Source organism: Salinirussus salinus (assembly GCF_009831455.1).
Taxonomy (GTDB): Archaea; Halobacteriota; Halobacteria; order Halobacteriales; family Haloarculaceae; genus Salinirussus; species Salinirussus salinus.
In genome coordinates this window covers 731078-744124 of record NZ_WOWO01000002.1, presented here as the reverse complement: position 1 = coordinate 744124, position 13047 = coordinate 731078, and the positions used below count along the sequence as shown (strand labels likewise).

Here is a 13047-nt window from a genome sequence, read left to right as displayed (position 1 = left end):
AAGCCCTCCCCTCAACGAGCGAGCGGGGCCATTGCCCCCGAGCGAAGTAGGGTAGGGTAGTTTACCCGAGCACGGGGTAGCGCTCGCGTGCCATCCCGACCAGTTCGTCGACGGTCTCGGGGTCGACCGTCCAGAAGGCTTCGTACAGCGACGGGTCGCGGTGTTTCGCGACGAGCGCCGCCTTCGCCTCCGGCCCGCCACCGTCGTACAGCAGGAACCAGAAGTCCCGGAAGGTCCCCTCCTCGTCGGGGACGACCTCGTAGGACTGACCCGAGAGGTCGACGTCGGGGTAGCCGACGACCGCCACGTCCACGCCGGCCTCGGCAAGCCGGCGGTAGACCGACCGCGTCCGGGAGGATTCGGCGATCGCCGAGAGCTGCTGGAAGCCGACCCGGAGCCACCCCTCGCCCCTGGCGAGTGCCTGCCGCTCGAACTGCCGGGAGACGTCGACCATCTGGCCGTGGCTGGTCCCCGGCGAGACCGTCACGTCCGCGTCGGGGTCGAACGGCAGGACGTCCGGGTCGAACGGCTCCTCGCCGGCGAAGGCCCGCTCGATGCCGTCCTCGGGGAGCAGCGTGTCGAGGTCGACGGTCCCGAGTACCTCGTCGCCGTGGTGGAAGACGGGGACGTTCGTCGGTTTCCCGCGGTCGGTGACCGCCGTCCGGACCGCGACCCCGTAGCCGGCGAGGTGTCCCGCGAGCGTCTCCAGGCGCTCCTGGGTGCCGTCGTAGTCGTAGATGGTCAGCGTCCGCGCCCGGTCTCTGAGGTGTTCCAGCAGCGCTTTCATTGTCTTTCCTCCCGCGGCAGGTAGCCGTGCCAGCCGTCGCCGTCGTGAAGTCGGTACTCCGGGTCCGAGCCGTCGGGGTGGCGCACCTCGACGACGGTGTCGAACAGGCCGGTCAGCGCCGGCCGCTCCCCGCCGGCGAGCCCGTCCGTGTCGAGGGTGGCGATCGTCTGCCCCCCGGCGTCCGCGACGCGGGCCGTCAGGGCGTGCATGAACCGGTAGACCGGCTCCAGGTCGGTCGCGACCAGCAGCGCGGTGACGTTGTCGACGAGCACGCGCGAGCCGAGCCGGCGGCTCCGCCGGCTGGCGTCGTACATCTCCGTGAGCGCGCTCGCGATCCCGGTGAGGTTGCCCGGCGTGTCGACCGACCGGGTGAACTCGTCTCCCGCCGGGCCGCCGTCGCAGGCGATGACCGCGGGTCTCGGAAGGGAGGCCCCCTCGGGCGTTCGCGCGTCCAGCCGGGCGCGCGCGTCGGTCGCCGAGCCCGCCGTCGTGATGTAGAAGGGCCGCCCTTCGGTCTCGACGACGGCCGCGACCAGCAGCTCGAGGGCCATGCGGGTCTTGCCGCTCATCGCCGGCCCACAGACGAGGACGTCACCGGCATCGGTCGGCGGGACCCGCTCGGTGACCGAGGTGACGTCTTCGACGACCTCGGTGTGGTCAGTCGCCACGACCTGTCACTACCGGGCTATCGCCACCGGTCGACAAAAAGGTCAGGCTTCCCGCTGGACGACAAAGCGGGTGAACTCCCGCAGTTGCTCCTCCGGACCCGGCTCCAGGTCGAGGTCGTCGAGATGCGAGCGGGCGCTCTCCGCCAGCTCGCGGGCCTGTTTGCGGGCGTACTCGACGGCACCGGCCTCCTGCATCGTGTCGATGGCATCCAGGATCTCCTCGTCGGTGTTCTCCTCCGCCCAGAGGATTTCCTCCAGCCGGGCGACGTCCTCGGGCGGGGCGACCTCCGCGGTGTGGATGACCATCAGCGTCTTCTTGCCCTCGCGGATGTCGTTGCCGAACTCCTTGCCGAACTCGCCGGCCTGGTCGAGGGTGTGCTCGATGTCGAGGATGTCGTCGCCGATCTGGAAGGCGATGGACATCTCCTCGGCGTACCGGGCGACTTTCCGCTGGACGTCCTCGGGCTGGTCGGTGACGATGGCCGCCAGCCGCGCGACGATGCGCGCCAGACAGCCGGTCTTGCAGGCACACATCTCGAAGTACTGGGACTCGTCGACGGTCACCTCCTTCTGGTTGTGCCAGTAGATGTCCATCCCCTGGCCGAGGTGGGTGCGGTTGAGTTCGTAAGTGAGCATCTCGTAGGCCTCGAGCTGCTGGCCCGGTGAGAGGTCCCGGGAGTTGCGGGCGATCACTTTCAGCGGGATGAAATACATCGCGTTGCCGGCGTTGAGCGCGATGTCGGTCCCGTGCTGGTGGTGCAGCGCCGGCCCGCCCCGGCGCATCCGTGCCTCGTCCTCCACGTCGTCGACGATGATCGTCCCGTTGTGGAGGATCTCGGGGATGGTGGCGTAGGGGAGATACGCCTCGGGGTCTTCGCCGAAGGCGTCGACCGTGATGAGAAAGAGGATGGCGCGCCAGCGTTTGCCCCCGCGGTCCAGCAGCTCCCAGATGGGGTCGGCCAGCGCGCGCTGGATCGCCTCCGCGTGGTAGCGGTGGGTCGGCTCGCCGAAGAACTCGCCCAGGTACGCGTCGTCGACCTCCCGCGGCAGCAGCTCGCGGATGGCCTCGTCGACCGCCGGCCGCCACTCGGCGAGTACGTCCTGCATACCGGAGTTCTCGGTGTGCGGGCTGAAAAAACCACCCACTCGGTACGATGGGACTCGCAGGAGGCGCCCCGGCGTGCCGGCAGGCCGGCCGCGGCGGCCGGCTCCGGGAGCGACCCCGACGGCGCACCGGGTCGGCGTCGGGAGCGAGTGGAAAAGTTCTAATGCGGGTAGTGTGGACGTTCGGGTATGGCCCCAATCGTCAGACTGTTCGGCCCCGTGGACGGGGTGCTGGGAGCCGAGGTGGGCATCGGCGAGGTGCTCGTCGTCGAGGTGCTCCTGCTCCTCCTGGTGGTCGGGAACTTCGTCACGAGGTTTCTCGCCCACACTCGCCACCGGCGCCAGGCCGAGGAGGGCCCGGAGGCAGTCTCCCGGTTTCTCCCCCACGAGGTCGCCAACGTCGCGCTGATAGCCGTCTCGCTGTACTACCTGACCCTCGACGCCCACGCCGGGACGGTGATGTCCGTGCTCGTGCTGGGCCTGTTCCTCGCGGACTTCTTCGAGTTCGAGGCCCGCAAGGCCGAAGCCCGCCGCGACGTCCCGCTCGACCGTCCCAAGGGAGCACTCGGCGCCGGTCTCATCGTCTTCGCGTACGCTGGCTACCAGGTGCTGTTTTTCCTCATCGACGGCTACGTCGCCGCCATCATCTGAGCCGGCACACCCTCCCCGGACACCCCGCGTTCAGTTCGCGCTGACGACCTTGATCACGTCTCCTTCCGAGAGTTCGTGGTCCTCGCCGACCTGCCGGTCCCGCCGGGCGTCGACGGCGTAGAGATACCCCTCACCGATGTCCGAGTGGACGGCGTAGGCAAGGTCCGGCGGGGTCGCCCCCGACGGGAGCAGGTGGGCGTCCGGGAGCATCCGGCCCTGGCCGTCGGTCCACCGGGTCTCGTTCTCGACGGGGTAGACGGTGATCCTGTCGAGCAGGTCGTAGACGGCGGTGTCGAGTGCCGCCTGGATGCCCGTCCCGCCGTAGCGCTCCATCACCTCCCGGACCTGTTCGAGGCCCTGCTCCTGCTGGTCGCTCAGCCCGCCCACCACCGCGAAGTCGTGGTCGCCGGGGTCGTACTCGACCAGCCCCGCCTCCGCGGCCCGCCGGAGCGCGAGCTCGCCCTCCGCGGTCGCCGGGATGACCCGCTCGGCGTGCTCGCGCAGCCGGTCGATGGTCCCCTCGGGCGCGACATCGGCCTTGTTCGCCACGACGACGATGGGTTTGGTCCGCTCGCGCACCGCCGAGGCCAGCCGCCGGCGGTCCTCCTCGCCCCACTCCCGCGGGTCCGACGGGTAGTCGACCGCGCGCAACACCGCTCCGACATCGGCTGCCGTCGCGCCCACGCCGGTCAGCATCTCCGTCAGGGCCTCGTCGATGTCGAAATCGGGCGAGCGGGACTGGCGCTCGACGCCCTCCCAGTTGTCGGCGACGATCCCGGCGAGCCAGCGGTCCATCTCCGTCTCGATGAAGGCGAGGTCCTCGACGGGGTCGTGCTCGCCCACCTCGACGGGTTCGCCCTCGGCGTTCGTCCCGCCGGAGGCGTCGACGACGTGGAGGATCGCGTCGGCCGTGGTGAGTTCGTCCAGGAACTGGTTGCCCAGCCCCCGCCCCTCGTGGGCGCCCGGCACCAGTCCCGCCACGTCGAGCAACTCGACGGGGACGTACCGCTTGCCCTCGCGGCAATCGTCGCTGTCACACCGCCGGTCGCGGTCCAGGCAGGGACACTCCGTCCGGACGTGGCTGACGCCGCGGTTGGGGTCGATCGTCGTGAAGGGGTAGTTACCCACCTCCACGTCGGCCATCGTGGCCGCCCGGTAGAAGGTGGACTTGCCGGCGTTCGGTTTGCCGGCCAGCGCGAGGGAGATCATACCCGGGGTACTCCCGAGAGCGGAAAGCGCCTTTCGGTTACCGGCCTGCCTGCGGGTGCGTGGAACTGACGGGCCGGCTGTCACCGGCCGGCCCGGACGCCCGGCTCATTCCGGCGCTTCGGCTTCGGGCTCCGCCCCACTCTCGCCGTCGACCCGGGTGATCGCCGGGGTCGGGTCCGGGTCCGGAACCGACTCCGGTTCGGCCGTCGGCCGCTCCCCAGTGACCACCTCGTCGTCCAGAACGGGCTCGGAGACCATCGACATCTCGTCGCGGGCGCGGATGGCACCCTCGACGGCCGCCTCGTGGTGAACCTCGACGTAGTCCCCGGAGACGTCGCCGCGGACCTCCGCGCCCGGGCCGATACGGACCGTCCCCGAGCGGGTGGTGACGTTGCCCGTCACTTCGGTGCCGGCCCCGACGGTCACACCCTCCTTCGCGCGGAGGCTGCCGAATATCTCGTTGTCCCGGCCGACGACCAGCGACTCCGCGCGGACGTTGCCGTGGAGCCGACAGTCGTTGCCGATCCGGCCGGGGGTCGAGACCCGCCAGGCGTCGTCGCCCACGCGGGCCGAGCGGGGGATCACGACCGGCTGGTGTTCGCGCTCGTCGCTCATCAGCGCCTCCAGCATCTCCTCGGCGGCCTCCTCCTCGCCGATCCGCAACAGCTGCGAGAGGTAGACGAACAGAAAGGTGATGGTGGGCATCGGGTTGCGGATGACGATCCAGCCCGCGGCCTCGAAGCCGTCGTCGATGTCGACGTCGTCGCCGATGTCCAGATCGCCGGCGACCTTGAGCTGGCCGCCGACGTGGACGCGCTCGCCGAGGTAGGCGTCCTCCCCGACCAGAACGTCGCCGTCGACCTCACACCACATGTCCAGCCGGCAGTCGCCGGCGGCCTCGATGTTGCCGCCGAAGCCGACGCGCTCGCCCGCGATGACGTTGCCCCCGCGGACCCCGAACTCCACGTGGCTCTGCCCGCCGACGAGCACGTCGCCGTCGGTCACGAGGTCGTGTTCCTCGACGTGGGTCCCGTCCGGGATGACCAGTTCGTCGAGGGGGTCCGAGCGGAATATCGGCACGCTCTAGTAGGCGTGTTCGGCGGTCTTAAAGCCTGAGGCTCCGTCTGACGGACGTCTGACGCACGCGTGACGCCGCGGATGGTACTGCCGGGAGCCGTTCGACGGCCAACACCACCCCGCGAGGCCGAAGGGCCAAGAGGAATCAGCCCTACTCTCGGGTATGCCGGAGTTGCACGCCGACACGCGCGCCGAGGCGGTCGTGGACGCGCTGGGACTGCTCTACCACGACGACCTTGACCCGGAGGAGTTCATGCTCTTCCCGGAGGGGGAGACGCCGACCATCGAGGCCGACGACGAGGTGAGCGACTGGGCGGACACCTACGGCGGCCGGCCGGCCTTCGAGTGTCTGGTGCGGACGATCCTGAGTCAGAACACCTCCGACACGGCCAGCCAGCCCGCCCACGACGCGCTGATGGACCGCTACGCCGACCGCGGCTCCTCCTACGGGACGGACGCGACCGAGTCCCGCGCTCCCCACGACGACCTCGCGGCCGCGCTGGCCGACGCCGACCACGCGGAACTCGCCGAGACGGTCCGCTCCGCTGGACTGTACAACCAGAAGGCAGAGAAGATCATCGGGGCCGCCGAGTGGGTGCTCGAGGAGTTCGGCTCCGAGGCCGCCTTCGACGAGTTCGTCACCGGCGGCGACCCCGGGGAGGTGCGGGAGACGCTGCTGTCGGTCGACGGCGTCGGCCCCAAGACGGCCGACTGCGTCCTCCTCTTTGCTGGCGGCCGGGGCGGCGTCTTTCCCGTCGACACCCACGTCCACCGGATCGCCCGGCGGATGGGGCTGGCGCCGGCCGACGCCGACCACGAGGGCGTCCGGGAGGCCCTCGAACGGGACGTCCCTCCGGAGAAGTGCGGCTTCGGCCACACCGCGATGATCCAGTTCGGTCGGGAGTACTGCTCGGCCCGCAAGCCGGCCTGCCTGGACGACCCCGAAGCCTGCCCGCTGGCGGGGCTCTGTGACCAGGTCGGCGTCTTTCCGGAGCGTGGCGAGGTCGTCGACCCCGCAGAGGGCGTTGCCGGCAGGACAGGGGCGGACCGATGACCGGTACCGAGACCGAGCCCGGCGGCGCGAGCCGGTATCTCGACACCGAGGGGCTCTACGCCGCGCTCGCGGAGACGCTCGGCGAGCCGGGTTTCTGGGCGCTGTCGCCCCACGAGCCCGGCCTGGGCAACGAGACCCTCTTTCTGGTGTGGGGCGACCGGCGCTTCGTCGTCCGGCGGCCGCCACTGGCCGGCGCGCCCGCCGACGCACACGACGTCTTCCGGGAGTTCCGCCTGCTGGAGGCGCTGGAGTGGACGGACCTCCCGACCCCCCACCCCGTCCTGGCCGTCGAGGACGAACGCGTCGCCCGTGCCCCCTTTACCGTCGTCGAACGGCTGGACGGGAAGGTGTTGCGCCACGGCGAGCCGATGGCCTACGTGGAGGGTGAGCACCGCCGGCGATTCGGCGAAGGACTGGTCGATCTGCTGGCGGACGTCCACGCGGTCGACGTCGCGGAAACGGGGCTTGCCGACGCGGGCACCGGGGGCGACACCGCGGCGTCGCCGGCCCTCGACCGCGGGCTCGAGACCCGTATTCGGGAGTGGCGCGAGCGCTTTGGGGCCTATCGCGAGCAGACGGACCGCGCGGTTCCCGGGGCCGGGACGGTCGGCGAGTGGCTGGCGGCGAACGTTCCCGACGACCGCGGCCGGACACTCGTCCACGGCGACTACACGCTGGACAACCTGAAGTTCACCCCCGAGACACCGCCCGAACTGGTGGGCGTGCTCGACTGGGAGCGGGGCGGCCTCGGCGACCCGCTGGCGGACCTGGGGCGGCTCCTCGCCTTCTGGTTCGAAACCGAGGCCGAAGCCTGCGGGCTGCCCTGGGAGTTCGCGCCCCGCTTTACGACCAGGGAGGGGTACCACTCCAGGTCGGGTCTCGTCGAACGCTACGAGGCTGCGACGGGTCGGACGTTCACCCACGACCGCTTCTACCGCGCGCTCGCGATGTTCGAGGCCGCGACTGTCTTCGAGGGCTACTACCTGCGGAATCTGACCGACGCCTCCGACCGGGCCGGGTTCGGGGACCTGGAGACCGCGGTGCCTGCGCTGGTCGAGCGCGCCGGGCGCGTCATCGACGGCGAGGAGCCGCTGTAGCTCAGCGGAGTCCGACCCTGCGGGTCAGAACACCCACGCTCGCTGCCGCGACCACGACGTGCATGAGCATCAGCACGACCACACCGCCGACGGTTGCGGCGGGGTCGAGCGCGAGGAGCGCGAGGTCGGGGAGAAACGACAGCACCAGCACGGCGGCGGCCACCCGAACGAACGTCCGTCTGGGGGCCCGACTCCGCCTCAGCAGGAGTGCGTAGACTAGCGTCGCGCCGACGACCCCGACCACAGTCAGGAAGAGCACCGGCGGGTAGGACACCGCCCGGAACCCCTCGCCCACGCCGGCGGCGGTGGCCCCGGCGACCAGCGCGGCGTTGACCGCACCCGCGAGGACGGCCGCGACGGCCGCCCGCGACGCGAGCGCCGTGTCGCTCGGTGGCTCCGTCGACCGGTCGGCGACGGCGCTCATCGCGCCGCCACCTCCCGCTCGGACGCCGCGGCGGCCGGCTCGAACGCCGGGGCGTAGTCCCCGACGTACTCCCGGAGCGAGCGCGGCTCCCGGCCGAGCAGCCGCGCGGTGTCGTCGGTGACGCGTCCCGCCAGCCCGAACCTCGCGGTCGTGTAGATGACGAGCATCGCGGCGACGAACCCCGGACTCTCGCCGCGGCCGCGCATCCGTCGGGCGAAAGCAAGCACCGACGGGTCGGGGTAGGTGACCTCCCGTCCCAGCACCTCGGTGAACACGGCGGCGACCTCCTCGTAGGTGAGCGCCTCGGCACCCGTGATGTCGTAGGCCGCGTTCTCGTGGCCCGGTTCGAGTAGCGTCACCGCGGCCACGTCGGCGATGTCGCGGGCGTCGACGAAGCTGGTTTCCCCGCCCCCCGCGGGGACGAATATCTCGCTGTGCTCGCGGACGTCGACGGCGTGGACCTCGTCGAGGTTCTGCATGAAGAAGGAGGCCCGCAGGAACGTATGGGTACAGTCGGCGTCGAGGAGGTGTTTCTCGATCCGGCGGTGGGGCAACAGGGGGTTCCGCTCCGCGCCCAGCACCGACAGCAGCGTGACGTGTTCGACGCCACACCGGAGGGCGGCGTCGACGGCGGGCAGGAGGGATTCGCCGACGCGGCTGATGGCGGGCGGCCGGACCAGAAAGAGGCTGTCGCCGCCGTCGAAGGCCCGTCCCCACGTCTCGGGTTTCTCGAAGTCGAAGGCGACCCCGTCCGCTCCGGCGGGCGCGTCCGCGGGGTCGCGGGCGAGCGCTCGGGCCTCGCAGTCGCGGTCGGCCAGTGCCTCGCAGACGAGAGAGCCGACGGTGCCGGTGGCGCCGGTGACGAGGACAGTCGGAGGTGTCATACGGAACGTATCGGTGGCTACGAATATATACAGTCGAGTTCGCGGCGCCGTAGCTACTATCGGAGCGCGTAGTGGACCCCGGTGCCGAGGGGGCTCGCCCCGAACGATTTATTCTCGGGAAGTGTAGCCGCTCGCATGCCGACACCGGAAGAGCACGAACGACGGCTCGAAACCCTCTACGAGGGCGTCTGGAACGGTGCGGACCCGGATGTCGCTGACGAGCTGGTCGCTCCCGACTACCTCATCCACGACCGCGACCTCGCCGCACAGCTTCGGGGCCCGGACCTCTACAGGGCCCTCGCCGACGGGACCCGCGAGGTGTTCCCCGACATGCGCCTGACCGTCGAGGACGTGTTCGGCGCCGGCGACCGGGTCGCGGCTCGCTGGACGATGACCGGGACACACGAGGGGTCACTGTTCGGCGAGGAACCGACCGGCCGGGAAGTCCAGTTGCCGGCGGTCGAGATCAACCGCTTCGAGGACGGCCTGCTCGCGGAGACCTGGACCCAGAGCGATATGCTCGGGCTGAGACAGCAGGTAACGGAGGAGTAGCGACCAGCGTAGGGCGGCGGGAAAGCCAGCATCCGCGCGCCAGCGGCGCGCGGTTCACTCCGAACGAGGGAGCGAAGCGACCGAGTTCGGAGGTCGTTTTTCACTATGTTTTTACAAGGAGCGGTGCGCGACCGGAGGGAGCGCACTCGACGCAGTAAAAAGTAGTCTCAGAGAAACCGAAACGTCTCCAGGTTTTTGGGCGCGAAGGTGCGCATGTTGTAGTCGTGGTACAGCGCCGAGGAGAGGTCCTGCGTACTCGATTCGTCGCCGTGGACACAGAGCACCTTCTCCGGGCGCGGGTTCATCGTCCGGACGAAGTTCTCCAGGCCCTGCCGGTCGGCGTGACCGGAGAAGCCGTCGACGGTCTCGACGTCCATCCGCAGCGTGAGGGTCTTGCTGCGGCCGGTCCGGTCGTTGCCGAAGGGGATCTCCTCGCGACCGCTCTGGATGGCCCGCCCCAGCGTCCCCTGGGCCTGGTAGCCGACGAAGGTGAGCGTGGAGTCGCTGTCCTTCCCGAGGTGTTCGAGCCAGGACATGATCGGGCCGCCCTCGACCATCCCCGAGGTCGAGAGCACGACGCTGGGACCGCCGTCGGCGACGTCCCGGCGCTCGTCCTCCCCCTCGTCGATGTGGTTGAACTGATCAGCCAAAAAGGGGTTCTCGTCCTCGTGGAAGATCCGGTCCCGGAGGTCGTCCCGGAGGTACTCCGGGTACGTCGAGTGGATGGCCGTCGCCTCCCAGATCATCCCGTCGAGGTGGACCGGCACGGTCGGGATCTCCCCCTCACGCATCGCCTCCTCCAGCACCAGCATGATCTCCTGGGAGCGGCCGACCGCGAACGCGGGGATGAGGACCTTCCCGTCGCGCTCGATGGTGTTGCGGATGATGTGTTTGAGCTTGCGCTCGGAGTCCTCCTGGTCGGTCTGGTAGTCGTTGCGCCCGCCGTAGGTGGACTCCAGAACGAGCGTCTCCACGCGGGGGAACTCGTTGACCGCGCCATTGAACAGGCGGGTGTCCTCGTAGTGGATGTCCCCGGAGAAGGCGACGTTGTAGAGCCCGTCGCCGACGTGGAAGTGACAGATAGAGGACCCGAGGATGTGGCCGGCGTTGTGCAGCGTGAGCTTGATGTCCGGCGCGATGTCGGTAACGTCGCCGTACTCCAGCGGGACGGTGTGTTTGATCGCCTCCCGGACCATCTCGGACTCGTAGGGCGGGGCTCGCCCCTCCTTGGCGGCGACGTCCAGGTAATCCAGCTGCAGCAGGCCCATCAGGTCCCGCGTGGGTTCGGTGGTGTAGATCGGCCCGTCGTAGCCGTACTTGAAGAGGAGGGGGATGAGCGCGGAGTGGTCGAGGTGGGCGTGGGTCAGGACGACGGCGTCGAGCGTGCTCGCGCCGGCACCCAGCGCCTCGGGCACCTGGAGGTAGGGGACGTCGTCGGGCGCGCCGGGCTTGTCCCCGCAGTCGATGAGGATGCGGGTCTCGGGCGTCGAGAGGATGAAGGCGGCCCGGCCGACCTCCCGGCAACAGCCCAGGGTCGTGATCCGGACCCACTCGTCGTCGGACATCTCCTCGCGGTGGATCTGGCGGCCGATCCGTTCGAGGATGTCCCGGCGCTCGTCGCGTTCCTGTTTGAGGAAGTTCCGGACGTTCGAGACCGTCGAGGACTCGATGGGCGGGGTCCTGACCACTTCGGGGGTCCACCCGACCGTCTGGGTGATCTCCCGGAGCGTGGAGCCGTGGCGGCCGATGACCATCCCGGGTTTCTCGGCCTCGATGACGACCTCGCCGGTGTCGGCGTGGAAGTCAAGGTCCGCGACGCCCGCCTCTTCGGGGATGATCCGTTCGATCTCCTCGCGGGCGCTCTCGGGCGGCGCCAGCGATGAGGGGTCCGGCCGGACCGTGATCCGCTTCCGTAACTTGGAGGCGAGCCGCCGGACCAGGTCGCCGTCCTGGGCGAATTTCTTCGGGTCGCGGGTGTAGATGACGAGTTCCGGCCCCTCGTAGGTCACCTCCGTTATCGTGATGTCGCCGGGGACTTCCTGTTCGACCTCGCTTCGCATCTCCTCGAGTCGTTTGTCTACCGTACTCATGTGTCGGTGAACCGTCCGTCACACCCGGCAAGACGGCACGGGGTGGACGGGTGACAGGACGTGGCAGTAGGCGTCATTGTAGGTGCGTCTTTCCCCCCGATGGGGTCTCCTCCGGGGACCGCGAACGGCCCGGAAAACTGTCTGTATCCGCCTATTCGTCCCCTGTTATAAAAGGCTTCGCAATACGGTGGCGCCGTGGAGCGGACCGACCAGTCACGGAGCACCCGCGCCGGACGAGCGACCCTGGCGGCGGAATTAAGCCGCCGGCACCGGGAGGGATGACATGGAGCTCTCCCCGGACGCGGTCGTCCGCGAGCGCGAGCGGCTGCGCGAACGCGGCCCGCAGGTCGTCGCCCTCGCCAACGACGTCCGCGACGACCTCGGTGGCGCCTTCGGCGTCGACGTGGACGAGGTGACCGAGCGGCAGTACGAACGGGCCCTCGACGAGGTGTTCGCCGACGGGGCTCTGGCAGTGAACGTCGCCGCCCTCGCGGCCCTGTTGCGCGAGCTGGACGTGACCGACGACTACCCGGGCTTCGTCGTCGACGAGTTGCTCGGTCGGGAGCTGGCGGCGATGCTCGCCGGCCGGCAGCCGCTCCGGCTGCTCGCCGAGGCGACCTTCCACTACGCGGACGTCCGGGCGGACAGCGCGGCGGCCGGCGGCGACGACCTCGACGCGGCGCTGGCGGCCGGATTCCAGACGCGAGTGCCCGGCTGGGACTGGCGCGAGACCGACCCGTTCGGCGTCGACCCGGAGTGAACGGGGTCGCGCTGTGGAGTCCCGGGACCCGGCCGGTCCCGACACCTCACGCCGGCTACCGCCGCCGCGGTCCCCGCCCGCTGCGGGTGTTGAGGTCGTCCCCGTTCGGGAGTGCGAGCCAGGCGAGAAACGCCCCGACGAGGCTCCCGGCCCCGAAGGCACCGGCGAGCACGACCGGCCCCGCGCCGGTCTGGAGCCCCATCAGGCCGGCGGAGAGCCCGACGAGCAGTGCGAAGCCGATCTTCAGCTTCCGGAGGAAGGCGACCCGCTCGGTGTTGTCCACCGGGTCGACCATCACAGCGCCTCCGCCGTGCTGACGTGCATGGCGGCGAACTCGCCGTCGACGACGGTCCCGCTCCAGCGGGTCTCGAACTCGTATCTGACCTGCCGGTCGGTGTCCGTCCAGGACATGAAGACGTCGTCGGCGAACCAGCCACACGGGGCGGACTGTCCCTCCGTTCCGTCGCGAGTGCCCGCGGTCAGGTTCCGGGAGTCGACGGTCCAGCCGGCCGTGGTCCGGGTCTGCTCGCGCAACCCCGCGGCGACGGCCTCGTAGCCGCGCAGGGTCTCCGAGAGCCCGTACTTCACTGTAGCTGGCGACTCCCGGAAGTAGGGGTAGAGGGGGTCACCGGCCCGGAGCGCGCCGTAGTACTCGCGGACGAGCTCCTCGACGGGCGTGGCGGATGGCAT

15 protein-coding genes are annotated in these 13047 nt (G+C 70.1%); 5 read left to right on the top strand and 10 right to left on the bottom strand.

The window, feature by feature from the left end; all coding sequences use genetic code 11:
• Positions 1-61: 61 nt before the first annotated feature.
• From GN153_RS06945 to GN153_RS06935, 3 genes are read right to left on the bottom strand one after another with little or no spacing between them, the layout of a single operon-like run.
• Positions 62-787, bottom strand: coding sequence for a hypothetical protein (locus GN153_RS06945; RefSeq protein WP_159901132.1), 726 nt, complete (start codon positions 785-787; stop codon positions 62-64).
• Positions 784-1455: a DUF7504 family protein gene (locus GN153_RS06940; protein ID WP_159901130.1), complete on the bottom strand. Its 672-nt coding sequence runs from the start codon at positions 1453-1455 to the stop codon at positions 784-786. The genes GN153_RS06945 and GN153_RS06940 overlap by 4 nt, the downstream gene beginning before the upstream one ends.
• 42 nt (positions 1456-1497) lie before the next feature.
• Positions 1498-2562 (bottom strand): polyprenyl synthetase family protein, encoded by a 1065-nt coding sequence (locus GN153_RS06935; protein ID WP_159901128.1) that lies wholly within the window; start codon positions 2560-2562, stop codon positions 1498-1500.
• A gap of 186 nt (positions 2563-2748) precedes the next feature.
• On the opposite strand from GN153_RS06935, the gene GN153_RS06930 reads away from it, so the two are divergent.
• Positions 2749-3210, top strand: coding sequence for a DUF7313 family protein (locus tag GN153_RS06930; protein WP_159901126.1), 462 nt, complete (start codon positions 2749-2751; stop codon positions 3208-3210).
• A gap of 30 nt (positions 3211-3240) precedes the next feature.
• On the opposite strand, the gene GN153_RS06925 is transcribed toward GN153_RS06930, so the two are convergent.
• Positions 3241-4419 (bottom strand): redox-regulated ATPase YchF, encoded by a 1179-nt coding sequence (locus GN153_RS06925; RefSeq protein WP_159901124.1) that lies wholly within the window; start codon positions 4417-4419, stop codon positions 3241-3243.
• A gap of 105 nt (positions 4420-4524) precedes the next feature.
• Complete coding sequence (locus GN153_RS06920) at positions 4525-5493, bottom strand: polymer-forming cytoskeletal protein (RefSeq protein ID WP_394350915.1); 969 nt, start codon at positions 5491-5493, stop codon at positions 4525-4527.
• Between the two features lie 166 nt (positions 5494-5659).
• On the opposite strand from GN153_RS06920, the gene GN153_RS06915 reads away from it, so the two are divergent.
• Both GN153_RS06915 and GN153_RS06910 read left to right on the top strand, forming a co-directional pair.
• Positions 5660-6550: an endonuclease III domain-containing protein gene (locus tag GN153_RS06915; protein WP_236544765.1), complete on the top strand. Its 891-nt coding sequence runs from the start codon at positions 5660-5662 to the stop codon at positions 6548-6550.
• The gene (locus GN153_RS06910; protein ID WP_159901120.1) at positions 6547-7647 is read left to right on the top strand and encodes a phosphotransferase family protein; all 1101 of its coding nucleotides are present in this window, start codon (positions 6547-6549) and stop codon (positions 7645-7647) included. Before GN153_RS06915 ends, GN153_RS06910 begins: the two co-directional genes overlap by 4 nt.
• Before the next feature lies 1 nt (position 7648).
• Here GN153_RS06910 and GN153_RS06905 read toward each other — a convergent pair whose 3' ends face one another.
• Both GN153_RS06905 and GN153_RS06900 read right to left on the bottom strand, forming a co-directional pair.
• The gene (locus GN153_RS06905; RefSeq protein WP_201287818.1) at positions 7649-8071 is read right to left on the bottom strand and encodes a DUF6069 family protein; all 423 of its coding nucleotides are present in this window, start codon (positions 8069-8071) and stop codon (positions 7649-7651) included.
• Entirely contained in the window at positions 8068-8955 is an 888-nt protein-coding gene (locus GN153_RS06900) for an SDR family oxidoreductase (RefSeq protein ID WP_159901118.1), read from the bottom strand. Before GN153_RS06900 ends, GN153_RS06905 begins: the two co-directional genes overlap by 4 nt.
• 135 nt (positions 8956-9090) lie before the next feature.
• On the opposite strand from GN153_RS06900, the gene GN153_RS06895 reads away from it, so the two are divergent.
• The gene (locus tag GN153_RS06895) at positions 9091-9507 is read left to right on the top strand and encodes an ester cyclase (RefSeq protein ID WP_159901116.1); all 417 of its coding nucleotides are present in this window, start codon (positions 9091-9093) and stop codon (positions 9505-9507) included.
• Between the two features lie 167 nt (positions 9508-9674).
• On the opposite strand, the gene GN153_RS06890 is transcribed toward GN153_RS06895, so the two are convergent.
• Complete coding sequence (locus GN153_RS06890; protein ID WP_159901114.1) at positions 9675-11597, bottom strand: beta-CASP ribonuclease aCPSF1; 1923 nt, start codon at positions 11595-11597, stop codon at positions 9675-9677.
• Positions 11598-11880: 283 nt separating this feature from the next.
• Here GN153_RS06890 and GN153_RS06885 point away from each other — a divergent pair, with 283 nt between their 5' ends.
• Positions 11881-12357 (top strand): hypothetical protein, encoded by a 477-nt coding sequence (locus tag GN153_RS06885; RefSeq protein ID WP_159901112.1) that lies wholly within the window; start codon positions 11881-11883, stop codon positions 12355-12357.
• 55 nt (positions 12358-12412) lie between these two features.
• Here GN153_RS06885 and GN153_RS06880 read toward each other — a convergent pair whose 3' ends face one another.
• Both GN153_RS06880 and GN153_RS06875 read right to left on the bottom strand, forming a co-directional pair.
• Positions 12413-12652 (bottom strand): hypothetical protein, encoded by a 240-nt coding sequence (locus GN153_RS06880; RefSeq protein WP_159901110.1) that lies wholly within the window; start codon positions 12650-12652, stop codon positions 12413-12415.
• Positions 12652-13047: a DUF3225 domain-containing protein gene (locus GN153_RS06875; RefSeq protein WP_159901108.1), complete on the bottom strand. Its 396-nt coding sequence runs from the start codon at positions 13045-13047 to the stop codon at positions 12652-12654. The genes GN153_RS06880 and GN153_RS06875 overlap by 1 nt, the downstream gene beginning before the upstream one ends.

Excerpts from the sequence above, each read along its gene's own strand:
- GN153_RS06945 (WP_159901132.1), bottom strand. The coding sequence starts at position 787 with ATGAAAGCGCTGCTGGAACACCTCAGAGACCGGGCGCGGACGCTGACC.
- GN153_RS06935 (WP_159901128.1), bottom strand. The coding sequence starts at position 2,562 with ATGCAGGACGTACTCGCCGAGTGGCGGCCGGCGGTCGACGAGGCCATC.
- GN153_RS06930 (WP_159901126.1), top strand. The coding sequence starts at position 2,749 with ATGGCCCCAATCGTCAGACTGTTCGGCCCCGTGGACGGGGTGCTGGGA.
- GN153_RS06925 (WP_159901124.1), bottom strand. The coding sequence starts at position 4,419 with ATGATCTCCCTCGCGCTGGCCGGCAAACCGAACGCCGGCAAGTCCACC.
- GN153_RS06915 (WP_236544765.1), top strand. The coding sequence starts at position 5,660 with ATGCCGGAGTTGCACGCCGACACGCGCGCCGAGGCGGTCGTGGACGCG.
- GN153_RS06910 (WP_159901120.1), top strand. The coding sequence starts at position 6,547 with ATGACCGGTACCGAGACCGAGCCCGGCGGCGCGAGCCGGTATCTCGAC.
- GN153_RS06905 (WP_201287818.1), bottom strand. The coding sequence starts at position 8,071 with ATGAGCGCCGTCGCCGACCGGTCGACGGAGCCACCGAGCGACACGGCG.
- GN153_RS06900 (WP_159901118.1), bottom strand. The coding sequence starts at position 8,955 with ATGACACCTCCGACTGTCCTCGTCACCGGCGCCACCGGCACCGTCGGC.
- GN153_RS06895 (WP_159901116.1), top strand. The coding sequence starts at position 9,091 with ATGCCGACACCGGAAGAGCACGAACGACGGCTCGAAACCCTCTACGAG.
- GN153_RS06890 (WP_159901114.1), bottom strand. The coding sequence starts at position 11,597 with ATGAGTACGGTAGACAAACGACTCGAGGAGATGCGAAGCGAGGTCGAA.
- GN153_RS06885 (WP_159901112.1), top strand. The coding sequence starts at position 11,881 with ATGGAGCTCTCCCCGGACGCGGTCGTCCGCGAGCGCGAGCGGCTGCGC.
- GN153_RS06880 (WP_159901110.1), bottom strand. The coding sequence starts at position 12,652 with ATGGTCGACCCGGTGGACAACACCGAGCGGGTCGCCTTCCTCCGGAAG.
- GN153_RS06875 (WP_159901108.1), bottom strand. The coding sequence starts at position 13,047 with ATGCCATCCGCCACGCCCGTCGAGGAGCTCGTCCGCGAGTACTACGGC.